Consider the following 24,107-nt stretch of genomic DNA (forward strand, 5'->3'; position numbering starts at 1 on the left):
TCCTCTCTCGCCGTTTCCGGCAATTTCTAATTATGCTCAAAATGAGCATAATTAGATCAAAACAAAAGCGGCTGAGCCGCCGGAACTGATTTAGAAAGTTTTGTGACAGATTTCAAGCGCGCAGGGTGGAAACGACACGCCCGCATATCGCACGGGCGCATCGCGACATTTTGGTGATCAGGCCATTGCCGGGCGGGCGACGGCACGCTCCTCGATCGGCCAGTGCACGATGGCCGCGAACACTCCGAGCGCGACGCCCACCCACCAGACCGGATCGTAGGATCCGAATTGGTCATAGAGATAGCCGCCCATCCATACGCCGAGAAATGAGCCGATCTGGTGCGACAGGAACACGATGCCGCCGAGCAGGCCGAGATGCCGCGTGCCGAACATGATCGCCACCAGCCCGTTGGTCGGCGGCACCGTCGAGAGCCACAGGAGGCCCATGGCGACCGCGAAGACGATGACCGATGTCGGCGTCTGCGGCAGCAGCAGGAAGGCCGAGACGACGACTGAACGGGCCAGATAGATCAGCGCCAGGAAATAGGGCTTCGAATAACGCTGGCCGATGATGCCGGCCGAGAAAGAGCCGATGATGTTGAAGAAGCCGATCAATGCCAGCGCGATTACCGCATAGCGGGCGTCGATTCCGATATCGCCGATATAGGCCGGAAAATGCGCGGTGATGAAAGCGACCTGATAGCCGCATACGAAGAAACCCGAGACGAGCAGAAGATAGCTCTTGTGCCCGAGCGCTTCCTTGAGCGCTTCCCCGACTGTCTGCTTGAACAATGCCTCGGACTGGCGCCCGGAAGAGGCATTGCCGCGCAGCGGAATCGCAAAGAGCGGAACGAGCAGCATCATGAGGCCGAGATAGACGAGGCTGTCGGACCAGCCATAGGCGGAGATGAGACCTTGGCTCAGCGGCGCGAAGAGGAACATGCCGGCCGAGCCGGCTGCGGTGCCTATGCCGAAGGCGAGCGAGCGCTGCTCGGGCGCGACGTTGCGGGCAAAGGCGGAAAGCACGATGCCGAAGGAACCCGACGCAACGCCCAGACCGACCATGACGCCGCCGCCGATATGCAGCCAGATCGGCGCATCCGCGAAGGCCATCAGGATCAGCCCCGCTGCATAGACGAGGCCGGAGAGCGCGAGCACGCGCCAGGTGCCGAACTTGTCGGCGATCGCGCCGAAGAACGGTTGGCCAAGGCCCCAACAGAGATTTTGAAACGCCATTGCCAGGCCGAAGGTCGTCCGGTCCCAACCCTTCTCGGCAAGCATCGGCAGCTGGAAGAACCCCATGGCGGAACGCGGCCCGAAGGTCAGCATCGCGATGATGGAGCCGGCAACGATGATGAGCCACGGCAGGCCGCTGCGCTCCGCCGGACGGGTGACTGCGGGAGAAATGGCAGACATGGGCAAGCTCCTGATGATGAGGGGCCATCCTATGGCGGCGACGAGCCCGGGGGAAACCAATTATATTGAGGGTGGCATCACAGGAATTGATCCGCCGGCCGCTCGCACGTTTTCGCACGCCCGCGTTTTAAGCCGCCTCAGCGCACCTTCATCGGCCAGCGCTCCTCGCGACGGCGGAGGACCTCGACCGCGTCGCCGAGCCTGACAATGCCCTCCCCCCGCGGCACGGCGTTCCAGCCGAAGAGCACGCCGGGCACGCGCCGGTCCGCAGACATGCGCTTTACCGAAAGACCCTGGATCGGGTTACCGCCGACGCGTTCGCCGGTCGTCTGATCCTGCGTCGTCATGATGCACCGGGCGCAGGGCTTTACGAGATCGAAGGTAATCCCGGCAATCTCCAGGCTCTCCCAGAAGTCCTCGGCCCAGGCCTCGTCGCAATCGATGACGATATTGGTGCGGAAGCGCTCCATGCCGACCGGCTCCTGCCCCTTTTCCATCAGGGTGCGGTTGAGGTCGGCGAGCGAGCCCGTTGTCGTAACCAGAACCGGGAAGCCGTCGGCGAATGCGACGGGCGCCGCCGCTCCCGCCCATTCGGCGCCGACGAAGCGCTCGGCCTCATCGTCCATGCGGACGAGCTTGACGGGGCGCCCGAACCAGCCGGACAGCGTGTCGTTTGCAGCACCCCCGGCGACCGCCGCATTGACGTCGCTCGACCAGACCCGGACATCGAGGCGGTCATTCGGGTCGAAGCGAACGGAAAGCTCCTTGCCGTTCATCCGCAGGCGCACACCGCCGGCGACATGCTCCGCCTCCACCTGCGCAAGCGCCTGCAGCTCGCGCTGTGTGATAAAATGTCCGTCGGGCGCGACCAGCATGAAGCGCCGGTCGCCGGCGAGCCCATCGAGATTGACGGTAACGGCCGTTTGCGGCACCGCGCGACCGCTCTTCAGGGGATGGATGTTCAGGCCGGTCACTTGCATGTCAATTTTCCGAATTCAGAAATCGGGTCAGGCCGTTGCCAATCTGATTCACCGGGACGTGCCAACCCATTGAAGCTTTTAGATTTCATCCAGCATCATGGCAAGCACGCCGCGAAGCCGCTCCTGCCGCTCGACGGCCAGCCGCCGCCCCGCCGCGGTCTGGAAATCCTTCGCCAGGCGGAAGAGCTTCGCCTCGAAATGGTCGATCGCGAAAGCCTTGTCGTCGAGCGGCCGGGCTTCGGCCAGGGGATCGAGGGGATCATAAAGCGCGCTGTTCATGCGCCCGGCGATGTAAAAGCAGCGGGCAGCGCCGACCATGCCGATGGCATCGAGCCGATCGGCATCCTGCAGGATCTGCGCCTCCAGCGTTTCCGGCGGCAGATTGGCCGAAAAGCTGTGTGTCAGAACGGCGTGGGCGACGGATGTGATATCGGCCGCACTCCAGCCGAGCCTCTCGAGGATTTCGGACGCCTTTTCGGCCGCCAGCCGAGAAGCCGCTGCACGCCGTGGGGAATTTTTCTCGACCGACACGCAGTCGTGCAGCAGCACGGCGGCGGCCAGCAGGCGGGTGTTGCCACCCTCCTCCGACTGGATGCGGAGAGCGTTTTTCCAGACTCGGATGAGATGCGAGGCGTCATGGGAACCATCGTCCGCGGCGAAGGCATGCGGGAGGAGTTCGCCGGCGAGCCGGTCATGGGGTGCGAAGGCGGCCGCGAGTGCAGGAAGTCGGCTCATGCGCGGTGAGCCCCGTTGCCAGCGCTGCTCGACAATATCTTCTGGTAGAAGAGCCCGATACCGATCAGTACCGCCCCCAGGCCGATGAAGGACAGCGCCCGCAGAAAGCCTTCGAGATTGGACATGTCGACCAGGAATACCTTGAGCACGGCGATGAAGACCAGCACCGCCGAGGCGATACGGATGCTCTTGGCATTCATGCGTGAGCCGACCACGAGAAGCAGCACGCCGAGAACCAGCCAGACCACCGAATAGGTGTAGGTCTCACCCTGCAGGAAGCCCTTCCAATCGGCGACGTTCTGCCCTTGCCAGAAACGGCGCACGCTGAGGCTCGCCCAGGCGAAGGCGAGAACGGCGCCACTGACGGCGAGCGCCGCCACATAGGGCAGCGGGCGACGGCCCCGCGCATACCGGGCAAGCCCCGCATAGCCTATGGCGGGGAGCAGATAACCGATGAGGAGCAGGTCGAAGAAGGGAACGCTTCCGAGCAGTTCACCGCTGAAATACGGGTTCAGACCGACGAGGTGGGCGGCAAGCACGGAAAGCATCGACAGGACCCCGAGCACCATGCCGCCATAGCGGAACACCGGACTCGGCGACCTCCCGTCGAGTGTCATGAATATCCCGGAGGCGCCGATCGCGAGAAGCGTGTAGATCGCCTGCTCACCGAGTGTCGGGACGGAACTGTCGAGCACGCCGCGGTTCATCGCGTGGCGAACGAGGATCGCGACCGTCAGAAGCACGAAAAGGCTCGCCAGCGCCTGCAGCAGATTGCGCACCCGCACATCCGGCAAGGTCCTCAGGAAATAGGCGGAGGCGACGAGCAACAGCGCCGGGATGCCGTAGCCCGGGAGCAGCGCATTGAAGACCGGCACCGTTCCGAGGCTGCCCGGCCCGACGATCGTCGGCTCCCAGGCAATCCGCGCGAGAACGACGACCGCGCCGGCGACCGTCACCCAGGGAAGAACCGGCCAGGAGCGAAGACGCGTCGCGAAGCTGTATGCGGCCCCGAGGAAGGCGATCGCCAGTGTCGTCACCAGGCCGTCGGTCCAGGCGTGAAGCCCGATGACGAGAAGACCGAAGGAGCCGAGCGCCAGCAGACCGCCGGGAACGTCGGCTTCCCCCGCCTCTGTGCCGCGGCGATCGAGCCATTCGACTAGCCCGAGAAGGAACAGCCCGCCGGCGAAGGCGGCGAGGCCATGCGGCAGGTCGAAGGTGAAATTGCCCGTCATCAGGAACGACATGGCCAGAAGCGCATTTGGCACTGCCGCGGCGAGCCCTGCCCAAAGAACGACGAATGGCCGATTCCCTGCCGGGCGCCGGGCAAGCACGAGGGCGCCGAAGAGGACGAAGAGCGCCGAAAGTATCATTGCGCTCAGCATGGCCGTGTGGCCGGGGACGACGATCTCGGGCGGCAAATCGGCCAAAGACGGATCGAGATAGGACAGAACACCACTCAGCGCAGTCAAGCTCCAGGTGCCTGCGATGGCACCGAAGGCGGCGAGCAGTGCCGTATAGACCGCGTTTGGACGCAAGGAGCCTGCAGCGGCAAGCGCCGCGACGACGACCACGAATTCGGGCACCGGGAAACGCTGGGCGTCGACGGCCGGGCTGATGAACAGCAGCGCGAGAACGGCTGCGACGATCGCCGCCGAGATGGAGATGGCAAGTCGGGGCGGCTTGAAGAGCCGCTCCCAGGCACCCGCCGCCGCCGGCGCTCCGCTCGGCTCCGCGTCCCGCTCGCCGAGGCCCGGCCAGATCAGCGCGACACCGGCGATCATCACCAGGAGCGCGAAGGTAACCGGAGGCGCCTCGAAAGGCGTCGCGAGCGCTACATAGGCAAGGCCCCAGAGACCGAGGCCGGCATTGGCAAGCGTCGGAACGACCGACCAGCGGCGCAGACGCGACGCGGCAAGCGTGGCGAGCCATGCGGCCGCAAGGAAGCCGAACAACACCCAGGGGCGCGGCTCTCCGCTGGAGACGAACAGGGGCGTCAGAAGCGATGCGAGAAGACCGAGGCCGGCAAATGCCTGACCGTGCAGCAGCGACAGCCCCACCGTCGCAAGCGAAATCACCGCCAGCAGAATGAAAGCGGCTGCAGTGCCGATGAAGCCGTAGATGCCATAGGCGGCATAGACGACGCCAAACAGGGTGACGGCACCGGCAGCGGTCAGAACGCCCGGTATCATCGCGTTGCGGAAGCGGTCCGCGACAGCAGGCACGGCGCGCCGGCGGATCACCTCGCCGGCTGCTCCGAGCGCGACCCCGAACAGCGCGGCGAGGGTCAAGCGGACCGTGGGGCTCAGCAAGCCGGCATCGATCGAATACTGCACGAGGAAATAGCCGCCGAGCGCCAAGGCGAGCCCCCCGACCCAGACCGGCCACCTCCCGCCGATCCGGCTCTCCAGGCTCTCGGTCCGCGCTGCCGCAGCCGAGGGTACCGCCGGTGGCGCGGCCTCCTCGTCGAGGCTTTCGGCAGCACCCCTGGTTTCGTCAGCAACGGTGTGAGCGTCCTGCCGCGCCCGCGCCCATGGACCGTCGGCCATCGCCTCGGGCTCGGCAGCCTTCGCAACGTCAGCCTCAGTCCTCACGGATTCGATATCCGGGGAGCCCTGTTCCGTCGACTCTCTCCCGAGCCGCGCGATCTCCGCCTTCAGGCTCTCGATTTCACGGTCAAGGCGCTCGGCCGTCCTGCGGCCGCCGAGGAAAGCAGCGAGCGCCATCACGAAGGCTAGAAGAGCTATGGCCTCGAGCATCAGTTCCCCCGGCATCACCACGATCAGGATCGATTCGGACAACGTTAGCGCGAAACGGGCGCCGAAAATATCCTGCGGCAGATATCCGCGGATTTATGGAGCCGTGGGGAGCGTCGCGGCATCGCGACCCTCTGCAGCAATCTCTTCATCCAATTGTCGCAGAGCTGTCATGAACTCGCTGGTAAAGCGAGACCGGGACGCCCGGGAGATCGGGCGCGTCTACCGTCTCAATGGGGAGAATTGCCATGGACAAGTATCTCGGCCTTACCGAAGAAACCGAATTCAAGACGCTGACGGAGCGCAGGGAAGAACTGGAAGACGTCGGCCATAACTGTTCCACCAACCCGACCATGGGCGACATCATCAACCGCCGCTTCTCGCGCCGGTCGTTCATCGGCGGCTCTCTGGCCGTGGCTGCCATATCCACGACGGTCAGCCCCCTCGCCCTGCTGACGGCTGACGAAGCACGGGCAAACGGCGAAGCGTCGCGATTCGCCTTCAAGGAGATCGAAGCCGGTGTCGACGAGACCCATCATGTTGCCGAGGGTTACGACGCCGACATCCTGCTGCGCTGGGGCGACAAGGTCTTTGCCGACAGCCCGGAATTCGACCCGCTGAACCAGACAGCCGAAGCCCAGAGCCGGCAGTTCGGCTATAACAACGACTATGTCGGCTTCATTCCGCTCGAAGGCAATCCGGACCACGGCCTGCTGGTCGTCAACCACGAATACACCAATGCCGAGATCATGTTCCCGAACTTCGCCCGCGTCGAAAAGGTGACGGAGGACGGCAAGGAGGAGGACAAGGTCGTGCTCGGCGAGTACACCAAGGACCTCGTCGATATCGAAATGGCCGCCCATGGCGGCACCGTCATCGAAATCCGCAAGGTCGACGGGAAATGGCAGCCGGTCCTCGACGGCAAGTACAACCGCCGCATCACGGCCACGACCGAGATGCAGCTTTCCGGCCCTGTTGCCGGCCACGAGCGGGTCAAGACCCCATCGGATCCGACCGGCAGGAAGGTCTTCGGCACCATCAACAATTGTGCCGGCGGCGTCACCGCCTGGGGCACCTACATGATGGCCGAGGAAAACTTCAACGGCTATTTCGGCGGCGAGTTCGCCGAGGATCATCCGGAATTCAAGCAGATGAAGCGTGTCGGCGCGCCGGGCGGGCAGTATGAATGGTCGAAATTCTACGACCGCTTCGACGTATCCAAGGAGCCGAACGAGGCCAACCGCTTCGGCTGGGTGGTCGAAGTCGATCCGCTGGACCCCACCTCCGTCCCGAAGAAGCGCACCGCGATCGGACGCTTCAAGCACGAGGGCTGCGAGTCGATCGTCAACAAGGATGGCCGCGTCGTCCTCTACAGCGGCGACGACGAACGCTACGATTATGTCTACAAGTTCGTGACGAAAGGCACTTACAACCCTGACGACCGCGCCGCGAATATGGATCTCTTCGACGAAGGCACGCTCTACGTGGCGAAATTCGACGAAGACGGCACGGTGACCTGGATGCCTCTGGTCCACGGCGAAGGGCCGCTGACGACCGAGAACGGCTTCGCCTCCCAGGCCGACGTGCTGATCGACACCCGTTTTGCCGCCGATGCGCTCGGCGCGACCAAAATGGACCGGCCGGAAGACGTTCAGCCCAATGCGAAGACCGGCAAGGTCTATGTCATGCTGACCAACAACACGAAGCGCAAGGAGGACGAGATCGACGCCGCCAATCCGCGCGCCAAGAACGCCTTCGGCCACATCGTCGAAATTTCGGAAACCGACGGCGATTTCGCCTCGACGAAATCCCGCTGGGACGTCCTCCTGAAGTGCGGCGATCCGAGCGTCGCCGAGGTCGGTGCCTCCTTCTCCACCGCGACGACCAGGAACGGCTGGTTCGGCATGCCGGACAATTGCGCCATCGATGCCGATGGCCGTCTCTGGGTCTCGACCGACGGCAACAATGAAAAGGTCACGGGGCGCACGGACGGTGTCTGGGCCGTGGAGACGGAAGGCGAAGGCCGCGGTACCTCGAAGCTGTTCTTCCGGGTGCCGGTCGGTGCAGAAATGTGCGGGCCGAGCTTCAACCCGACGAGCGACACCTTCTTCCTCGCGGTTCAGCATCCGGGCGATGCCGGTCTCGCAACCTACGAGAAGCCGGCGACGCGCTGGCCGGATTTCCGCGACGACATGCCGGTGCGCCCGGCCGTCGTCGCCGTCACCAAGCAGGGTGGCGGCAAGATCGGCTGAAGCGTTCGGAGCGCCACACGCTCTGCGACCTGCCATCCCTGTGCCCGTCACAGGGATGGGAGAAAAAGGCATCCGCCACCCGTCGCCACCGCGGTCGCCTTCTCAAAAACACTTAAGCCTCCGACGATGCGGCCTTCAGCGCCTTCAGCGTCGAATGGACGAAACCGTCCCGCGCCGACGCGGCGTCGACGCCCCGCGGCTCGTAAACATGGCGGTTGAGGAAATAGGCGGTAAGGCGGAAGGCGGCGGCAAGGCTTTCGTGATCGGCAGCTCTGCTTCCTCCCGATAGGAAGTCCGGGAGGGCGAGCATGCGGTCGGCGTAAGGGGCACCCGCTTCGCGGCAGATCGCGCGGCCCGATTTCGGCGATACGAAGACAAGGTCGCTTTGCGCACCCGTCGCCCCACATTGAGAAAGATCCAGGCCGAAGCCGAGATCGTTCAGCACCGCGAGTTCGAAGCGCACGAACAATTCGCCGGCATCTGCCGGGTCCTGGAGGTGATCGACGATGACGGCGAGCGCCTCGTAGAGATGGGGATGCGGGTCGCGCTCCGGCAGGAGCCGCAAGAGTGCGCCGATCGCCTGAATTCCGTAGACGGAAGTCGCCGTCTCGATCAGCCTCGCGGCGCGCAATTGCAGCGGCTCGACGCGGAATTCGCCGAGATGCTCGTCCAGCCTCGCCCGCCAGCTCACCTCCACGGAATTGCCCGGCTGCAGCACCGGCTGCATCGCACGCGAGCGGCCCGAGCGCACGAGCCCGAGATGCCGCCCGTGCCCGGGCGTCATCACCTCCGCTATGACAGAGCTCTCGCCATGCCGCCGGATGCCGAGAATTATGGCTTCATCGCTCCATTGCATGAAAGAGGCATACACCCGCCGCGGAAACCGGAGCAAGCGAAGAAACGCGCCCGGTTTCGAGCCTTGTCCGGTGCGGCGGAAACAAACTGTAGCCTTTCCGCTACACTTGCCGTGCGCCGCAAATCTATTGTCGTTTTTGCCGCATTGCGACGCCTTTCAATGCGGGTTGCGAGGCCTTAGACGTGCCTCCTCAAGAATGACAGTCAGCAGGAACAATTCGACTATGTGTGTGTCCGGGAATCGCGCCAGCCGTCTGATGCAGCTTTGCGCCGCTTTGGCCCTCTCCGCCGCGCTGGCGGGTTGCGTGAGCAGCAGCCAGCCGGTCCGGCCGAAAGGGCCGGATCCCTATTTCGTGGCAATGTATGGGGCGAAGCCGGATGAGACGTTTCCGCTTCCGGCCACCGACATCAGCAAGGTCGAACCGCGTTTTCTGCGGCAACAGGTGCCTTACGTCACGTATGAGCCGCCGGGTACTGTCGTGATCGACACGGAAAACCGCTTTCTCTATCTCGTGCAGGGCGGAGGCATGGCGCTTCGTTACGGCATCGGCGTCGGCAAGGCCGGGCTGGAATTCGAGGGCGAGGCGCGCGTCGGCCGCAAGGCGGAATGGCCGCGCTGGACGCCGACATCCGACATGGTCGCGCGCGAACCCGAGCGCTACGGACCGCTCGCGGGAGGCATGGACCCCGGCCTGCGCAATCCGCTCGGACCGCGCGCGCTCTATCTCTACCAGGGAAACCGCGACACGCTGTTCCGCATCCACGGCACCATGGAGGCCTGGTCGATCGGCAAGGCGGTCTCGAGCGGCTGCATCCGCCTGTTCAACCCGGATATCATCGACCTTTACAGCCGCGTGCCGGAAGGCTCGCGCGTCGTCGTGCTCCAGGCGGAACCGCCGATGAGCCAGCCGATGGATGCACCGATGTCGACCGCCGCCGACGGCAGCGGGTCGCTTTCCTTCTAAAGCACTTCCAGGAAAAGTGAGTAAACGGTTTTCCGCCCGGAAGCGCGTCGGATCAAATGCTTAGAGCATTTCAGTGTTTCCATGAAACACGTTGAAATGCTCTCACTCGCTTACCAGGCATCCGGCTCGCGCACGAGGTGCACGATATTGGCGGGGTTCATGATCCATCCGCCGCGAAAGCCCTCGCCCAGTTCCTCGACCTGGTCGCAGCGCACGACCTTGTGCGCTGCGAGACGATCGAGGGCTGCCTCGTGATCTTCGGTAAAGAGTTCCAGCCATATTTCCGCCTGGCTGTAATGCGGCGCTTCGTCTATCCACAAACGATTGGGGCCGAGAACGAAGCCTTTCGCCGGTGCCTTTTCGTCGAAAGGCGCGAGACCGACGACGTCGCGGTAGAAGGCGATCACCGCTTCGTATTGATGGCTCGGAACTTTCATGGCGATGTTGATACCGCCCTTGATTTCGGTGGACATCGCCCCCTCCTACAGTTGCGGCTCGAGTGCCGGCTTGCCGGAGAGTTCGCTCACATAATAGCCCTCCCGCAAATTGATGCCGTATTCGACCCAGGCCTTCATGCAGGCGAGCATCTGCGACCAGCCCTCGCAATTGAGATAGGAGCTCTTCTGCCCCTGTTCGTTTTCCCGCCAGCCGCTCTCGGCGATCGTCACCATGGTGGCGCCGTCGTCGAGCGACTGAAAGCGCATTTCAACCCGCGTCTGGTAGGGAGACTCGCCCTCACCGGTCATGGCATCCCAGCAAAAGACGATCCGCTCGTTAGGCTCCACTGCCTCGACCTTGATGGGAACCTCGCCCCACCACGTCACGGTGGTGCCGGCAACCAGCGGTCCGCTGATGCCGCCGAGCGTTACGAAATAGCGGCTGAGCTGATCCGGGTTTACCACCGCGTCGAAGACCTGCTCGACGGGACGGGCAATACGTCCATTCACACGAAATTCGAATGCCATGACGTCCTCCTCACGATTGTATCAGTGGATAATATGTTATAAAAACATAACATGTCAAACGATTCGAAAGACGATGCGGTTTTCAAAGCGCTGGCGAACGGCCTGCGGCGACGGATGCTCGACGCGCTGAAGGAGAAACCGCAAACGACGGGCATGCTCTGCGAGCTCTTCCCGAACCTGGATCGCTGCACGGTGATGCAGCACCTGAAGGTTCTGGAGGAGGCCGATCTCGTTCTCGCCAGGCGCGAGGGCCGCGAGCGGTGGAACCACCTGAACGCCTTGCCCATCCGTGCCATTCACGATCGTTGGATCAGTCAGTATGCCGGCCACGCAATGTCCGTTCTGACAGCCCTCCAACGTGAGCTCGACGAGCCCCGCGAGTGACGGAATTGACTTTTCATCGGCCGGCTTTCTGCGTATGAACTGTGGAGTGGGGCAAACTGGGGGAAATCGTCATGCATTACCTCATCACCGGCACTGCAGGATTCATCGGTTTTCATGTTGCAAAACGACTGATCGACGAGGGGCATTTCGTCGTCGGATTCGACGGCATGACGCCCTATTACGACGTGACGCTGAAAGAGCGCCGACACGCGATCCTTCAGCGCTCCAACGGCTTCAAGGCGGTGACGGCCATGCTCGAGGACAGGGCCGCACTGGACCGGGCGGCGGAGCTTGCCGATCCGGAAGTCATCATCCACCTCGCCGCCCAGGCAGGCGTCCGCTACAGCCTCGAAAACCCGAAAGCCTATGTGGACGCAAATCTCGTCGGGTCGTGGAACATGCTCGAGCTCGCCAAGGCGATCGCACCGAAGCACCTGATGCTCGCCTCCACCTCTTCGATCTACGGCGCCAACGAGAAGATCCCGTTTGCCGAAGCGGACCGGGCCGACGAACCCATGACGCTCTATGCCGCGACGAAGAAGTCGATGGAGGTGATGGCGCACAGCTATGCGCATCTCTACAAGGTGCCGACCACCGCCTTCCGCTTCTTCACCGTTTACGGCCCCTGGGGGCGGCCGGACATGGCGCTCTTCAAATTCGTCGACGCCATAGACAACGGCCGGCCGATCGACATTTATGGCGAGGGCCGGATGAGCCGGGACTTCACCTATATCGACGATCTCGTCGAAAGCATCGTCCGGCTGTCGCATATTGCGCCTTCGGAGGAGAACCGGGTGGCACCGGAAAAGGCCACGGACACGCTTTCGCGCCATGCGCCGTTCCGCGTCGTCAATACCGGCGGTGGCCAGCCGGTAGAGTTGATGACCTTCGTCGAAACGGTCGAGAAGGCTGTGGGGCGTCCGGCGGTCCGCAACATGCTGCCGATGCAGCAGGGCGACGTACCGCGCACCTTCGCTTCGCCGGACCTGCTCGAAGCCCTGACCGGATTCAAGCCGTCCGTTTCGGTCGAGGAAGGCGTTGCGCGCTTCGTCGAGTGGTATGAACAGAATTATCGCCGTGCACCCACGACCGTCTGATGGTAAAACAAACGATATTTGTGCGAAGCGCATGCTTCCGCACGCAATTGCAATTTGGTTTTTCTTTACTTTTTTCTCGATGACATCCTTTTATTAGATAAAACTTAATTGATCAGCGTTCTCAAGAACAATCAAAGGAAAAGCGGATGAAAATCACGATGATCGGTGCCGGCTATGTCGGCCTTGTTTCCGGTGTTTGCTTTGCGGATTTCGGCCATGACGTCGTCTGCGTCGACAAGGACGAAGGCAAGATCTCGGCGCTGAAGAAGGGTCAGATTCCCATCTTCGAACCCGGGCTGGACCATCTCGTCGCCAGCAACGTCGCGTCCGGGCGCCTGAACTTCACCGATGATCTCAAGACCGCCGTGGCCGCCAGCGACGTCGTTTTCATTGCCGTCGGAACGCCGTCGCGGCGCGGTGACGGACATGCGGATCTTTCCTATGTTTACGCAGCTGCACGCGAAATCGCTGCCAACCTTCAGGGCTTTACCGTCGTGGTGACCAAGTCCACGGTTCCGGTCGGTACCGGAGACGAGGTCGAGCGCATCATCCGCGAAACCAACCCTGCGGCTGACGTCACCGTCGTCTCCAACCCGGAATTCCTGCGGGAAGGCGCCGCGATCGAGGATTTCAAACGGCCCGACAGGATCGTGATCGGGGTCGACGGCAGTGACGGTCGCGCGCGAGAGGTAATGACGGAGGTCTATCGGCCGCTCTATCTCAACCAGTCGCCGCTCGTATTCACGACACGCCGCACGTCGGAACTGATCAAATATGCCGGCAACGCCTTCCTGGCGATGAAGATTACCTTCATCAACGAGATTGCCGATCTCTGCGAGAAAGTCGGTGCCAATGTGCAGGACGTCGCCCGCGGCATCGGGCTGGACGGCCGCATCGGGTCGAAGTTCCTGCATGCCGGGCCGGGATATGGCGGCTCCTGCTTCCCCAAGGACACATTGGCGCTGGTTAAAACCGCCCAGGACCACGACACCCCCGTGCGGCTCGTCGAAACCACGGTCGCCGTCAACGACAACCGCAAGCGGGCGATGGGACGCAAGGTGATCGCGGCGGCCGGCGGCGATATCCGCGGCTCCAAGATTGCAGTCCTCGGCCTGACCTTCAAGCCGAATACCGACGACATGCGCGACAGCCCTGCGATCGCGGTCGTTCAGGCGTTGCAGGACGCAGGCGCCCGCGTCACCGGCTACGACCCGGAAGGAATGGAAAACGCGCGCAAGCTGATAGAGGGCCTGGACTGCGCGAGCGATCCCTATGAAGCGGCGGCCGAGGCGGATGCTCTGGTGATCATCACGGAATGGAACGAATTCCGGGCGCTGGATTTCGACCGTTTGAAATCCGCGATGAAGACACCCCTGCTCGTCGATCTGCGCAACATCTATCGCAAGGACGAGGTCGCAAGGCACGGCTTCCGCTATGCGAGCATCGGCAGGCCGGACTGACCGGCACCGCACCGTCGCATTCAATGGCCAGCAGAGGGAAGCTGCACGGGCTTCCCTCTGCGCGTCTCGCGCAGGAGGCTGGCGGTCAGGCCTTCGGGCCGACCTGGATGACCTGTTCCCAGCTTTTTCCGGCAAGGAAGACGCAGCTGCGGCCGGAAACATCGGTCACGATCAAAGTCCAACTGCCGCCGTCGGCCGCATAGAGTTCCATGACCGCTTGCGGATTGATCTGCCCGAACGCGGCCTGCTTTTCTTGATATTGTCGAGCCAGCAGCTCGATGACCTGCGAACGCTCAGCGCAATTCACAACGGCCTGTGAGTCTGCCGCATGGGGGTAGGCTGTCACTGCGGCCGTCAGAAGGACGGCAAGAGAAAGGCCGCGGACCACATTGCGTACCATGACGCACCTCCTTTAGCCGGGAAGCCCCGGCGGAAGAGGGTTTCCGCTGACCTGTTCCGCCGTATACCGGCATTCGATGGTCGACACCTTCACGAGACGGAGCAATGTCGCCATCTGAAAAGTGTGACGGAGGCGGGTTACATCTCAGTTGGCTAAATTATCGAACGCAACCTCAGCCATCACACGAGCATCGATGCTCGGGTAACGATCCTTCCATGCGGGCCGTTCCATCGAACGCTCTCATTTTTTCTTCATCGCCGCCATCAGCGCCGCACCGAACGCGCCCTGCGCCGGCTCCTGCGGTGTTTGCGACCGAGCCGTCCCGCCCCGGTTCCCGCCCTTCGGTGTCGCCCCTCTCGGCTCGCGGGGCGTATCGGCGCTACCTTCCTTTCGCATGGAGAGCCCGATGCGCTTGCGCGCGACGTCGACCTCCGTGACGCGGACCTGCACGACGTCACCCGCCTTGACGACCTCATGCGGATCCTTGACGAAGCGGTCGGCCAATTGCGAAACGTGGACGAGGCCGTCCTGGTGCACGCCGATATCGACGAAGGCGCCGAACGCTGCGACATTGGTTACCGTGCCCTCCAGCCGCATTCCGACTTTCAGATCCTTGATGTCGTCCACGCCTTCCGCGAAGGTGGCCGTCTTGAAGCTCGGGCGCGGATCGCGACCCGGTTTCTCGAGTTCGGCCAGGATGTCCTTGACCGTCGGCAGGCCGAAGCGCTCGTCGACGAAAATGCGCGGATCGAGTTTTTTCAGCTCGGCGCTGTCTGCCATCAGCGAGCGCACGTCCCGCCCGCAGGCTGCAACGATCTTCTTGGCAACGCCATAGGCCTCCGGATGCACCGCAGACGCGTCGAGCGGCTCGGAACCGTTCGGTATCCGCAGAAAGCCGGCGCACTGCTCGAAGGTGCGGGCGCCGAGACGCGGCACTTTCAAAAGCTCCTGGCGGCTGGCGAAGGCCCCCATCGCATCGCGGTGCGCGACGATTGCCTCGGCCGAGGACTTGCCCAGCCCGGAGACCCGCGCCAGGAGCGGCGCCGAGGCGGTGTTGAGATCGACCCCGACGGCGTTTACCGCATCCTCGACAACGGCGTCGAGCGAGCGGCTCAGCTTCGACTGATCCACGTCGTGCTGATACTGGCCGACGCCGATCGATTTCGGTTCGATCTTGACGAGCTCGGCCAGCGGATCCTGCAGCCTGCGGGCGATCGAGACGGCGCCCCGCAGGGAAACGTCGAGGCCCGGAAACTCGGCAGCCGCCGTCTCCGAAGCGGAATAGACCGATGCACCCGCTTCGGACACGATCACCTTGGTAGGCTTCGGCGCCGGCATGGCAGCGAGCATGTCTGCGACGAGTTTCTCCGTCTCACGGCTACCGGTGCCGTTGCCGATCGCAATCAGTTCCACCTTATGCTTGCGCACGAGCGCCGCAAGCTCTGCCTGGGCGCCGCGAATGTCGTTCTTCGGCGGAAAGGGATAGACCGTGGCGGTGTCGAGCAGCTTGCCTGTGCCGTCGACCACCGCGACCTTGACGCCGGTGCGGATCCCGGGATCGAGGCCCATGGTCGCGCGCGAGCCCGCGGGCGCCGCGAGCAGCAGGTCCTTGAGATTGCGTGCGAAGACGCGGATTGCCTCTTCTTCGGCCCGCTCGCGCAGCTCGCGCATCAGGTCCAGCGACAGCGAAAGCGAAAGCTTGACTCGCCATGTCCAGCCGATGACCTCCAGCAGCCATCTGTCGCCGGGCAACCGATCGCCGACATTGTAGGCCGCCGCGATCATCCGCTCGGTCGGCCTGTGCGAAGGCGCGGCCTCCTGATCGACCACGATATCGACCGAGAGGACCTCTTCGTTCCAGCCGCGCAGCATCGCCAATGCGCGGTGCCCGGCCACCGTCGCCCAGCGCTCGGAGTGGTCGAAATAGTCCGAGAATTTGGCGCCGGACTCCTGCTTGCCGTCCACGACCCGAGCGCGCAGGAAGGCTGCCTCCCGCATATAGTTCCGCAACCGCCCGAGAAGGTAGGCGTTCTCGGTCATGGCCTCGGCGATGATATCGCGGGCGCCGTCGAGTGCGGTCTTGACGTCCGGCACATCGGCGGTGAGGAAGGCGGCCGCGCGTTCGGCCGGCGCGATCGAGCGATCGGAAAGAATTGCTTCGGCCAGTGCACCCAGCCCACGTTCGCGTGCGATTTCCGCCTTGGTGCGGCGCTTCGGCTTATAGGGCAGGTAAATGTCTTCGAGTTCCGCCTTGGTAACCGCGCCGGCGATCTTGCCTTCGAGCTCGTCGGTCATCTTGCCCTGGCCGCGGATCGAATCGACAATCGACGCCCGTCGCGCTTCAAGCTCGCGCAGATAGGTAAGCCGCTCCGACAGGACGCGCAGTTGCGTGTCGTCGAGACCGCCGGTGACCTCCTTGCGATAGCGCGCGATGAAAGGCACCGTCGCTCCGCCGTCCAGCAATTCGACTGCCGCTGTGACCTGGGCGGCGGTCGCCTTGATTTCGCTGGCGATGATGGCGGCGATGGGCTTTGCGGTCGTGACCATTCTCTCGTTCCGTTTCCTGTTTCGGCCGGACCATACTGGCGCAGACCATCAAGGCCAAGTGAAGGCCGATGGCCGCCCGGGCGAACTCCACAGAAGATACAGAAGATCAGGAGACGGTGCCGTCGTGGGGGCGGATGAGGAGGCTTTCGCCCGCCCCCTCAGACCGCGACGAGTTCCAGCCGTTCGCGGGTCTTTTCGAATTCCAGCAATTCGCGCTCCTTGATGGCGATGTAGTCGCGCGACACCGGCACCGTCGCGAGTGACGGCGAGAGCTGGAGCTGGAAGACAAAATGCTTGTCGTAGAGGAAGGCCGTTTCCGAGGCGGCGAGATAGAACTCCCACATACGGAAAAAGCGCTCGTCATAAAGCCTGACCGCCTCGTCCCGCTGCGCCAGGAAACGCTCGCGCCAGGCCCTGAGCGTCCAGGCGTAATGCAGCGGCAGAATCTCGATGTCCTTGACGAGCAGGCGGTTGCTCTCGACCCGTGGCAATACCTCCGACAGGGCGGGAATGTAGCCGCCGGGGAAGATATACTTTTCGATCCACGGGTTGGTCGCCCAGGGTTTGTAGATCTGACCGATCGAATGCAGCAGCATCACGCCGTCCGGCTTCAGCAGTTCTTTCATCTTGCGGAAGAAATTGCCGTAATTGCCGATGCCGACATGTTCGAACATGCCGACGGAGACGATGCGGTCGAATTGCCTTCCCTGCATGGTGCGATAGTCCTGCAGCTCGAAACGCACCCGGTCCGAAAGCCCGCGCCTTGCGGCGCGTTCGCGCGAGACCTTCAACTGCTCTTCGCTGAGCGTGATGCCCGTGACTTCCACACCCGACGACTCGGCGAGGTACATCGCCATGCCGCCCCAGCCGGAACCCACTTCCAGTACCTTCTGGCCGGGCTCGAGCAGCAGCTTTGCCGCTATGTGCCGCTTCTTGGCGCGTTGCGCCTCGTCGAGCGAGATGCCCGGCGGATGGAAATAGGCACAGGAATATTGCCAGTCCTCGTCAAGGAAGAGATTGAAGAGCTTGCCGTCCAGATCGTAATGGTGGGCGACGTTGTAGCGGTTGCGGTTTACCGGCAGCCGGCTCTTCATCTGCTGGCGAAAGATGTGTCCGAGCGCGACGATCGAATTGGTGAAGGTTGCCGCCTTGTCGAGATCATTGCTCTTGACGATGGCCAGCACGTCGAAAATATCGCCCTCCTCCACGAGAACGCGACCGTCCATGTACATTTCGCCGAATTTCAGCCCTGGATCGTGAAGAACGGCTTTTTCCGCTCCGGCATCAGCGAAACGGATGGCCGCCGGCTTGCCCGTACCATCGCCCAGAACCACCTTTTCACCCGACGAGAAAACGACCGTCAGCTTGCCTTTCTCGACAAGCCGGCGAAGTAGATTCAACAAACCCGCATTCATATCCTACCTCAGCTCAGACCTAAACGAACCATCGGTTCCTTCACAGGGGGAGCGGGTGAGCGGCTGGTCGGCTTCAGGGCAGACATGCGGCAGCTTGGAAGCGGGCGGCCACATCCGGAAGCGGCGAGAAACCGGCTCGAGCGCGACCTCACGGTTTCCGGCGAGTCCTCGCGAAACAAGGCAAGGACCAGCTGCGGGAATTCGTCAGGCCAGCCCATCGGGCTCCTATCCATCAGAACTTCCATTAACTTAGCTGTGTTCGGCGGTTATTCAATGGGGCTTTTTTGTGGCCCCTCAAAGATTTGTTTGCTTAGCAAATTCGAAAGCACTGGGACAAGACCGTCAGCGGGCGCAAACCGGTGCATCGAGGCTATTGCTCTCGTCCCTTCGAAACGAGCTCTCCTCGGATGTTGCGGGGCCGCTTCCGGGCGCCTACCTGCGCTTAGTGGTGGCCGACCGGTCACGGACCCGGTAACACAGTGGTGCCGGTCCTTGTAACACTCGTACACCAACCGGTAACATCGTCACGCCACATTGTCGCGGCAAGCCCGTCGCGAGAGGAGGATACACGATGAAGAAGATCGCCCTCGTTGCGCTCATCGTCGTCGCCATCGTCTGGCTTCTCAACACGTCGCTTCTGGCGCCGCCTCCCTCCGGCAATGCAAAGATCCTCGCTCATCGCGGCATCCACCAGGTTTTTTCCTCGGAAGGTCTCGACAACGACACCTGTACCGCCGAGCGCATCGAAAAGCCGCGCCACGGCTATCTCGAAAACACGATTGCCTCGATGCGCGCGGCGATGGAGAGCGGCGCGGACGTCGTCGAACTCGACGTCCACCTGACACCGGATCGCCAATTTGCCGTGTTTCACGACTGGACGCTCGACTGCCGGACGAATGGGAGCGGCGTCACCCAGGACACTCCGATGTCCGAGCTGAAGACACTGGACATCGGCTACGGCTATACGGCCGACGGCGGCAAGTCCTTCCCCTTCCGCGGCCAGGGGGCTGGCCAGATGCCGACGCTGACGGAGGTTTTCAAGGCCTTGCCCGAGGGCCGCTTCCTTATCAATTTCAAGAGCGAGCGGCGGGAGGAAGGAGCGACCCTCGCGGTCCTCCTCCGGTTCCACCCGGAGTGGCGCAAACAGGTGTTCGGCGTCTATGGCGGCACCGCTCCGACGCAGGAAACGCTCCGGCTGGTTCCGGGGCTCAGAGGCTATGATCGACAATCCACGATCGCCTGCCTTGGCCGCTATGCCGCCTATGGCTGGACCGGCATCGTACCGGACGCCTGTCGCGATACGCTGATCATCGTGCCGAGTAATTATGCAAGTTTTCTGTGGGGCTGGCCCGACCGGTTCGCGGCCCGCATGCAGGCCGCCGGCAGCGAAATCATCCTGCTTGGCCCTTACAGCGGAGGCGATTTCACCTCCGGCATCGACAGCACCGATGATCTCGCTTTCGTTCCCGAGCGCTTCTCCGGCTACGTCTGGACCAACAGGGCGGAAACAATCGCTCCCCTTCTCGGAAAGCGTCCCGGCGCAGCGACCGACCAGGCCAATCGACAGTAGCCGAAGCGCGCAACAACACATGTCGACATATGGATTCTCGCGGACTATGCCGCCTTTGCTGCTCTCGCCGCATGCTAGGCCGTTGGATGCGCATGATCACGGTTCCGCATCAGTCATCCGTCGCCAAAGCATTCCAGGAAGGCTGGTAAATCGGCTGCGGAGCTCGAACGCCGCATGACGTTGAAGTGCGTCTGACGTCCTTCCCGCTATTTCGGAAAGTCGAGCCCCATTTCGCGGAAGCGTTCCGGATCGTCGCCCCAGTTCTCGCGCACCTTGACGAACAGGAAGAGGTGCACCGGCTGCTCGAGAATTTCGGAGATTTCCTTGCGCGCGGCGGTCGAGATCGCTTTGATCGCCTCGCCGCCTTTGCCCAAGGCGATCTTCTTCTGGCTGTCCCGTTCCACGTAGATCACCTGTTCGATGCGCACGGAACCGTCCTTGCGCTCCTCCCATTTCTCCGTTTCCACGTGAGATGCATAGGGAAGCTCCTGATGCAGACGAAGGAAGAGCTTCTCGCGGGTGATCTCGGCGGCGAGCTGGCGCATCGGCAGATCGGAGATCTGATCCTCGGGATAGTACCACGGGCCTTCCGGCAGCGTCTCGGCGAGATAATCCATCACGTCTTCGCAGCCGGAACCCGTCAGCGCGGAGATCATGAAGGTGCGCTCGAACGCGACCACTTCGTTCGCAGCGGCCGCAAGCTTCAGCAAATCCTCGCGGCGAACCTGATCGACCTTGTTGAGGACGAGAACCTTCGGCTGATGTACCTCCTTCAGGCCCTCGAGGATCGCCTCCGCGTCACCCTTGATCCCGCGCTCGCTGTCGATCAGCAGCATGATCAGATCGGCGTCCTTGGTTCCGCCCCAGGCCGTGGTGACCATGGCGCGGTCGAGCCGACGCCGCGGCTTGAAGATGCCGGGCGTGTCCATGAAGACGATCTGCGCGCTGCCGTGGATCGCAATGCCGCGGATGATCGCCCGCGTCGTCTGCACCTTGTGGCTGACGATCGACACTTTCGCGCCGACAAGGCGATTGACCAATGTCGACTTGCCGGCATTCGTCGCCCCGATCAGCGCCACGAAGCCCGAGCGCGTCGGCACTGCGCCGGCGGCCGTATCCTTTTGAGTATCCGTCATGATATCCGTCAATTTCCGGCAGAGCGCTTCTGCCACACACCTTCGCGTTCCAGCAATTTCATCGCGGCGACCTGCTCGGCCCCGCGCTTGGAACGATCGACCCCCGTCTCCGGCGCGATCCCGTCGACCTCCACCGTCACGGTAAAGCGCGGATCGTGATCAGGCCCGGAACGGTCGTCCGTCCTGTATTTCGGCGCGACGCCGAATCTGGCGTGCGCCCATTCCTGCAGTTCCGTCTTGGCGTCCCGCCTGGCGCCGTCTGCGCTTGCGGCTCGATGCGTCCAATGCTCGAGCACGAAACGTCGCGCCGCGTCGAGGCCGCCATCGAGATAGATCGCGGCGATCAGCGACTCTACCACATCGGCGCGCACATTCATCATGTGCTTGCCCGTGATTTTCTTCACATCCGAGCCGGTGCGGATGAATTCGTGCAGCGAGAGCTCATCCGCCACCTTCGCGCAGCTCTCCGCGCTGACGAGCTGGTTCAGACGCACCGAGAGCTCGCCTTCGTTGGCATCGGTGAAGGTCTGGAACAGGAGTTCCGCGACGCAGAGCCCAAGCACCCGGTCACCCAGGAATTCGAGCCGCTGATAGTTGATCGCGCGGCCGCTGCGAGCGCTCGAATGCGTCAGCGCCCGGTCGAGACGTTCCTTCTCGGCGAACCGGTAACCGATCGCGGCCTCGAGCCGCGCCCGGTCCTCCCCGTTCAACGAGCGGCCCTTCATCAGTGGACGACCTTGAATAAACGATCGTAACGCAGGTTCGCCGGCCATTTCCAGATCTGCCGGAACGAGGTGTCGTTGCCGAGCGAGAAGAAGATCAGGCTGGCCCGGCCGACAAGGTTTTCAGCCGGCACGAAGCCGACGTCGAAACGGCTGTCGGCTGAGTTGTCCCGGTTGTCGCCCATCATGAAATAATGACCTGCGGGGACGATGAATTCACGGGTGTTGTCGCCGCGCGAATCGGGGAACTGGTCGAGCGTGTCGTAAGTCATGCCGTTGTCCATCGTCTCGCGATAGACAGGAACATCGCCGCCCGTGTCGTACTGATCGTCAGCGCGGAACGTGCCGTCCGGCACCCGTTCGACCGGCTTGTCGTTGACGTAGAGAATGCTGTTCCTGACCTGGATGCGGTCGCCCGGCAGGCCTACAAGGCGCTTGATATAGTCGATATCGGGATTGGGCGGGAACCGGAAGACCACGATGTCGCCCCGCTCCGGTTCGCTCGCAAAAATCCTGCCGCTGAAAAGATCCGGCGAAAAGGGCAGCGAGTATTTCGAATAGCCGTAGGCGAACTTGTTGACGAAGATATAGTCGCCGACAAGGAGCGTCGGCATCATCGAGCCGGAAGGGATCGTAAAGGGCTGAAAGAAGACGGTGCGGATGACCACGGCGAGGAGCAGCGCCTGGATGATGACCTTGACGTTCTCCCAGAGACCGCTCTGCTTCGCTTCTGTCTTTTCTGCCACGCTCAGTCTTCCTTGTCATCCTGCCCGGGGGCACCGGGCCTAACGCTTCAACGTTCGTCTGCGCCCGAACTCAAGCGCACGCCGCCCCGCAACTCGATGCTATATGTCGCGGGAATGCCGTGCTTCAAGCGACCGCGGGCCGGTCTTCGGCAAGTGCTCTAAACCGTTCCCTCGGCGGGGGCAACCGGGAGCGCCTCGATAATCACGAAAGCTTGAGCAAGCGGGAAGTCGTCGGTGATGGTCAGATGGATTGCGGCGCGGTGGCCGACCGGCAGCAATTCCTGAAGGCGCGCGGCCGCGCCACCGGTCAGCTGCATCGTCGGCTTCCCGCCAGGCAGGTTCACGACGCCCATATCTTTCCAGAACACGCCTTGAGCCAGGCCGGTGCCCAGTGCCTTGGAACAGGCCTCTTTTGCGGCGAAACGCTTGGCATAGGAGGCCGCACGATTTTTGCGGCCCTCGGATTTGGCGATCTCGATATCGGTGAAGCACCGATTGACGAAACGCTCGCCGAAGCGTTGGAGCGAGTTTTCGATGCGCCTGATATCGATCAGATCGCTGCCGATGCCGATGATCATGTCGGATGTCCAAATTTGTGCGCGCGGGCCTGCCGGCGCCGCTTCTGGAAGAGGCGGGCCGTCTGAAAGGCAAACGGGTAGAATATCAAGGCGCCCGCCACTGAAAGAGGGAGCGAGCCAATGAGCATCGGCTTGAAGACCGGGCCCCACAGGCTTGCAAAATCGAGATGTTCGATCATCCGCATGATCTCTTGGCCGCCGATCACCTGAGCGGCTTGCGGCTGCGTGAGCATCGTGCCGACCTCGTAGGAAGCCGTCAGGATGACCGGTATCGTGATGGGATTGGCGAGCAGCGTCGTGATCGCGGCTGCGATGAGATTCCCGGAAAACGCCGACGCCAGAAGGACGGCGAGAACGATATGCAGGCCGAAGAACGGCGTCAAGGACGACGCAGCACCCGCCGCCACCCCGACGGCGATCGAGTGCGGAGACGAGTTCAGCCGGAGAATTCGAAGGGCAATGTAGCGCGGAGCGCGCGTCAGCCCCTTGCGCGGCCAGAAGAAAGCGCGAAGCCTCTCGGATAGTGTGACCGGTTTTCTGCGCCTGAATAACATTATGCCGTCATGATCGCATTCGAAACCGCCGCCGGCGCAAGACGGACCGCCCGCCTTACGATGGGCGCAAGATAGGCGCCGCACACGCCGTGTGCAAGCTGCTGCATGTTTCCTTCAATCCTTGAAGACTGAGGCGTGCGGCAGATCAAAGCGTTACAGCCGCAGGACACGCAGCGTCGCAAGGCGTCAGACTGAGAGATAAGGCAAGAGAGCCATTCGTAAAACGCATAGCTCAGGCTACCGCCGGGCGCAGCAGCCATGGCGCGCCTTTCGGGCGCGCCGCATTCGCGATCAGAAGCCCCTCCGGAAAAGGCCGCGGTCGATCTGACGCTGACGGTATTCCAGGTCGATCCGGTCGACGGAGCCATTCAGATAGGCGGTCTCGCGCTCTTCGATGCTCGGAATGTGCAGGGCACGGGTGATTTTCTTCAACTGCTTGAACATGGCAAACCCCTTTCGTTCACCTCCCGATGCGAAAGATAGTTCACCAGCCGAACCACCACCAGTCCCGCGAAGCGTCGGCAGCCATGCAACGAATGCATGGCGCGGCTCATCATTGTTACGAGATGCTTATTTC

The 24,107-nt window shown here is 62.7% G+C and carries 22 protein-coding genes and 1 pseudogene; 7 read left to right on the forward strand and 16 right to left on the reverse strand.

Annotated features, from left to right (window positions below):
* Positions 1-177: 177 nt before the first annotated feature.
* The 4 genes from ACTJKL_RS21670 to ACTJKL_RS21685 form a co-directional block, all read right to left on the reverse strand.
* Positions 178-1,416, reverse strand: a complete 1,239-nt coding sequence (locus tag ACTJKL_RS21670) for an MFS transporter (protein ID WP_440853755.1) — start codon at positions 1,414-1,416, stop codon at positions 178-180.
* A gap of 137 nt (positions 1,417-1,553) precedes the next feature.
* On the reverse strand, positions 1,554-2,396 hold the full coding sequence (locus ACTJKL_RS21675) for an MOSC domain-containing protein (RefSeq protein ID WP_018094616.1): 843 nt from the start codon (positions 2,394-2,396) through the stop codon (positions 1,554-1,556).
* A 78-nt stretch (positions 2,397-2,474) separates the two neighbouring features.
* The gene (locus ACTJKL_RS21680) at positions 2,475-3,131 is read right to left on the reverse strand and encodes an HD domain-containing protein (protein WP_440853756.1); all 657 of its coding nucleotides are present in this window, start codon (positions 3,129-3,131) and stop codon (positions 2,475-2,477) included.
* On the reverse strand, positions 3,128-5,887 hold the full coding sequence (locus ACTJKL_RS21685) for a DUF2339 domain-containing protein (RefSeq protein WP_440853767.1): 2,760 nt from the start codon (positions 5,885-5,887) through the stop codon (positions 3,128-3,130). The genes ACTJKL_RS21680 and ACTJKL_RS21685 overlap by 4 nt, the downstream gene beginning before the upstream one ends.
* Positions 5,888-6,132: 245 nt before the next feature.
* Here ACTJKL_RS21685 and ACTJKL_RS21690 point away from each other — a divergent pair, with 245 nt between their 5' ends.
* Positions 6,133-8,136, forward strand: a complete 2,004-nt coding sequence (locus ACTJKL_RS21690; RefSeq protein WP_440853757.1) for a PhoX family protein — start codon at positions 6,133-6,135, stop codon at positions 8,134-8,136.
* A 112-nt stretch (positions 8,137-8,248) separates the two neighbouring features.
* Here the strand turns inward: ACTJKL_RS21690 and recO are convergent, their stop codons facing one another.
* On the reverse strand, positions 8,249-8,992 hold the full coding sequence (recO, locus tag ACTJKL_RS21695) for a DNA repair protein RecO (RefSeq protein ID WP_440853758.1): 744 nt from the start codon (positions 8,990-8,992) through the stop codon (positions 8,249-8,251).
* 223 nt (positions 8,993-9,215) lie between these two features.
* On the opposite strand from recO, the gene ACTJKL_RS21700 reads away from it, so the two are divergent.
* Positions 9,216-9,956 carry a L,D-transpeptidase gene (locus ACTJKL_RS21700; protein ID WP_440853759.1) on the forward strand — a complete coding sequence of 247 codons (741 nt, stop codon included), beginning with the start codon at positions 9,216-9,218 and terminating at the stop codon, positions 9,954-9,956.
* A 110-nt stretch (positions 9,957-10,066) separates the two neighbouring features.
* On the opposite strand, the gene ACTJKL_RS21705 is transcribed toward ACTJKL_RS21700, so the two are convergent.
* Both ACTJKL_RS21705 and ACTJKL_RS21710 read right to left on the reverse strand, forming a co-directional pair.
* Entirely contained in the window at positions 10,067-10,429 is a 363-nt protein-coding gene (locus tag ACTJKL_RS21705) for a hypothetical protein (RefSeq protein ID WP_411923241.1), read from the reverse strand.
* A gap of 9 nt (positions 10,430-10,438) precedes the next feature.
* Positions 10,439-10,921 (reverse strand): SRPBCC domain-containing protein, encoded by a 483-nt coding sequence (locus ACTJKL_RS21710; protein WP_018094610.1) that lies wholly within the window; start codon positions 10,919-10,921, stop codon positions 10,439-10,441.
* Between the two features lie 51 nt (positions 10,922-10,972).
* Between ACTJKL_RS21710 and ACTJKL_RS21715 the strand changes: the two genes are divergently transcribed.
* From ACTJKL_RS21715 to rkpK, 3 genes are all read left to right on the forward strand, one after another.
* A complete protein-coding gene (locus tag ACTJKL_RS21715; protein ID WP_018094609.1) occupies positions 10,973-11,305 on the forward strand; it encodes an ArsR/SmtB family transcription factor in 333 nt (110 codons plus the stop codon).
* Positions 11,306-11,376: 71 nt separating this feature from the next.
* Positions 11,377-12,402, forward strand: coding sequence for an NAD-dependent epimerase (locus ACTJKL_RS21720; RefSeq protein ID WP_440853760.1), 1,026 nt, complete (start codon positions 11,377-11,379; stop codon positions 12,400-12,402).
* Positions 12,403-12,548: 146 nt separating this feature from the next.
* Positions 12,549-13,862 carry a UDP-glucose 6-dehydrogenase gene (gene rkpK / locus ACTJKL_RS21725; protein WP_018094607.1) on the forward strand — a complete coding sequence of 438 codons (1,314 nt, stop codon included), beginning with the start codon at positions 12,549-12,551 and terminating at the stop codon, positions 13,860-13,862.
* Positions 13,863-13,947: 85 nt separating this feature from the next.
* On the opposite strand, the gene ACTJKL_RS21730 is transcribed toward rkpK, so the two are convergent.
* The 3 genes from ACTJKL_RS21730 to cfa2 form a co-directional block, all read right to left on the reverse strand.
* Entirely contained in the window at positions 13,948-14,262 is a 315-nt protein-coding gene (locus ACTJKL_RS21730) for a hypothetical protein (RefSeq protein WP_100672057.1), read from the reverse strand.
* A 240-nt stretch (positions 14,263-14,502) separates the two neighbouring features.
* Entirely contained in the window at positions 14,503-16,809 is a 2,307-nt protein-coding gene (locus ACTJKL_RS21735; protein WP_440853761.1) for a Tex family protein, read from the reverse strand.
* A gap of 158 nt (positions 16,810-16,967) precedes the next feature.
* On the reverse strand, positions 16,968-18,224 hold the full coding sequence (gene cfa2 / locus ACTJKL_RS21740; RefSeq protein WP_275596549.1) for a cyclopropane-fatty-acyl-phospholipid synthase: 1,257 nt from the start codon (positions 18,222-18,224) through the stop codon (positions 16,968-16,970).
* 571 nt (positions 18,225-18,795) lie between these two features.
* Between cfa2 and ACTJKL_RS21745 the strand changes: the two genes are divergently transcribed.
* Both ACTJKL_RS21745 and ACTJKL_RS21750 read left to right on the forward strand, forming a co-directional pair.
* Positions 18,796-19,794 (forward strand): glycerophosphodiester phosphodiesterase family protein, encoded by a 999-nt coding sequence (locus ACTJKL_RS21745; protein WP_440853762.1) that lies wholly within the window; start codon positions 18,796-18,798, stop codon positions 19,792-19,794.
* 68 nt (positions 19,795-19,862) lie between these two features.
* Positions 19,863-19,934: pseudogene (locus tag ACTJKL_RS21750) on the forward strand (arsenical resistance protein ArsH); the annotation flags it as partial.
* A gap of 66 nt (positions 19,935-20,000) precedes the next feature.
* On the opposite strand, the gene era reads toward ACTJKL_RS21750, so the two are convergent.
* The 6 genes from era to ACTJKL_RS21780 all read right to left on the reverse strand — a co-directional run bounded on the left by era (position 20,001) and on the right by ACTJKL_RS21780 (position 23,974).
* Entirely contained in the window at positions 20,001-20,930 is a 930-nt protein-coding gene (gene era, locus ACTJKL_RS21755; RefSeq protein ID WP_440853763.1) for a GTPase Era, read from the reverse strand.
* Between the two features lie 8 nt (positions 20,931-20,938).
* Positions 20,939-21,655 (reverse strand): ribonuclease III, encoded by a 717-nt coding sequence (gene rnc, locus ACTJKL_RS21760; protein WP_018094599.1) that lies wholly within the window; start codon positions 21,653-21,655, stop codon positions 20,939-20,941.
* Complete coding sequence (lepB, locus tag ACTJKL_RS21765) at positions 21,655-22,398, reverse strand: signal peptidase I (RefSeq protein WP_275596552.1); 744 nt, start codon at positions 22,396-22,398, stop codon at positions 21,655-21,657. The genes rnc and lepB overlap by 1 nt, the downstream gene beginning before the upstream one ends.
* A gap of 158 nt (positions 22,399-22,556) precedes the next feature.
* Positions 22,557-22,976: a holo-ACP synthase gene (acpS, locus tag ACTJKL_RS21770; protein ID WP_018094597.1), complete on the reverse strand. Its 420-nt coding sequence runs from the start codon at positions 22,974-22,976 to the stop codon at positions 22,557-22,559.
* Entirely contained in the window at positions 22,973-23,530 is a 558-nt protein-coding gene (locus ACTJKL_RS21775; protein WP_234819226.1) for a DUF2062 domain-containing protein, read from the reverse strand. Before ACTJKL_RS21775 ends, acpS begins: the two co-directional genes overlap by 4 nt.
* Before the next feature lie 291 nt (positions 23,531-23,821).
* Entirely contained in the window at positions 23,822-23,974 is a 153-nt protein-coding gene (locus ACTJKL_RS21780) for a DUF3563 family protein (protein WP_440853764.1), read from the reverse strand.
* Between the last annotated feature and the right edge of the window lie 133 nt (positions 23,975-24,107).

Origin of the sequence: Sinorhizobium sp. 22678 (genome assembly GCF_052044265.1) — a bacterium.
GTDB lineage: Bacteria > Pseudomonadota > Alphaproteobacteria > Rhizobiales > Rhizobiaceae > Sinorhizobium > Sinorhizobium meliloti_A.

Coding starts and splice junctions, on each gene's coding strand:
- recO (WP_440853758.1), bottom strand. CDS start 8,992: ATGCAATGGAGCGATGAAGCCATAATTCTCGGCATCCGGCGGCATGGC.
- ACTJKL_RS21690 (WP_440853757.1), top strand. CDS start 6,133: ATGGACAAGTATCTCGGCCTTACCGAAGAAACCGAATTCAAGACGCTG.
- ACTJKL_RS21715 (WP_018094609.1), top strand. CDS start 10,973: ATGTCAAACGATTCGAAAGACGATGCGGTTTTCAAAGCGCTGGCGAAC.
- ACTJKL_RS21730 (WP_100672057.1), bottom strand. CDS start 14,262: ATGGTACGCAATGTGGTCCGCGGCCTTTCTCTTGCCGTCCTTCTGACG.
- cfa2 (WP_275596549.1), bottom strand. CDS start 18,224: ATGAATGCGGGTTTGTTGAATCTACTTCGCCGGCTTGTCGAGAAAGGC.
- ACTJKL_RS21675 (WP_018094616.1), bottom strand. CDS start 2,396: ATGCAAGTGACCGGCCTGAACATCCATCCCCTGAAGAGCGGTCGCGCG.
- ACTJKL_RS21780 (WP_440853764.1), bottom strand. CDS start 23,974: ATGTTCAAGCAGTTGAAGAAAATCACCCGTGCCCTGCACATTCCGAGC.
- ACTJKL_RS21775 (WP_234819226.1), bottom strand. CDS start 23,530: ATGTTATTCAGGCGCAGAAAACCGGTCACACTATCCGAGAGGCTTCGC.
- ACTJKL_RS21670 (WP_440853755.1), bottom strand. CDS start 1,416: ATGTCTGCCATTTCTCCCGCAGTCACCCGTCCGGCGGAGCGCAGCGGC.
- ACTJKL_RS21700 (WP_440853759.1), top strand. CDS start 9,216: ATGTGTGTGTCCGGGAATCGCGCCAGCCGTCTGATGCAGCTTTGCGCC.
- ACTJKL_RS21705 (WP_411923241.1), bottom strand. CDS start 10,429: ATGTCCACCGAAATCAAGGGCGGTATCAACATCGCCATGAAAGTTCCG.
- ACTJKL_RS21685 (WP_440853767.1), bottom strand. CDS start 5,887: ATGCTCGAGGCCATAGCTCTTCTAGCCTTCGTGATGGCGCTCGCTGCT.
- rnc (WP_018094599.1), bottom strand. CDS start 21,655: ATGAAGGGCCGCTCGTTGAACGGGGAGGACCGGGCGCGGCTCGAGGCC.
- ACTJKL_RS21710 (WP_018094610.1), bottom strand. CDS start 10,921: ATGGCATTCGAATTTCGTGTGAATGGACGTATTGCCCGTCCCGTCGAG.
- era (WP_440853763.1), bottom strand. CDS start 20,930: ATGACGGATACTCAAAAGGATACGGCCGCCGGCGCAGTGCCGACGCGC.
- ACTJKL_RS21720 (WP_440853760.1), top strand. CDS start 11,377: ATGCATTACCTCATCACCGGCACTGCAGGATTCATCGGTTTTCATGTT.
- ACTJKL_RS21745 (WP_440853762.1), top strand. CDS start 18,796: ATGAAGAAGATCGCCCTCGTTGCGCTCATCGTCGTCGCCATCGTCTGG.
- ACTJKL_RS21680 (WP_440853756.1), bottom strand. CDS start 3,131: ATGAGCCGACTTCCTGCACTCGCGGCCGCCTTCGCACCCCATGACCGG.
- rkpK (WP_018094607.1), top strand. CDS start 12,549: ATGAAAATCACGATGATCGGTGCCGGCTATGTCGGCCTTGTTTCCGGT.
- ACTJKL_RS21735 (WP_440853761.1), bottom strand. CDS start 16,809: ATGGTCACGACCGCAAAGCCCATCGCCGCCATCATCGCCAGCGAAATC.
- acpS (WP_018094597.1), bottom strand. CDS start 22,976: ATGATCATCGGCATCGGCAGCGATCTGATCGATATCAGGCGCATCGAA.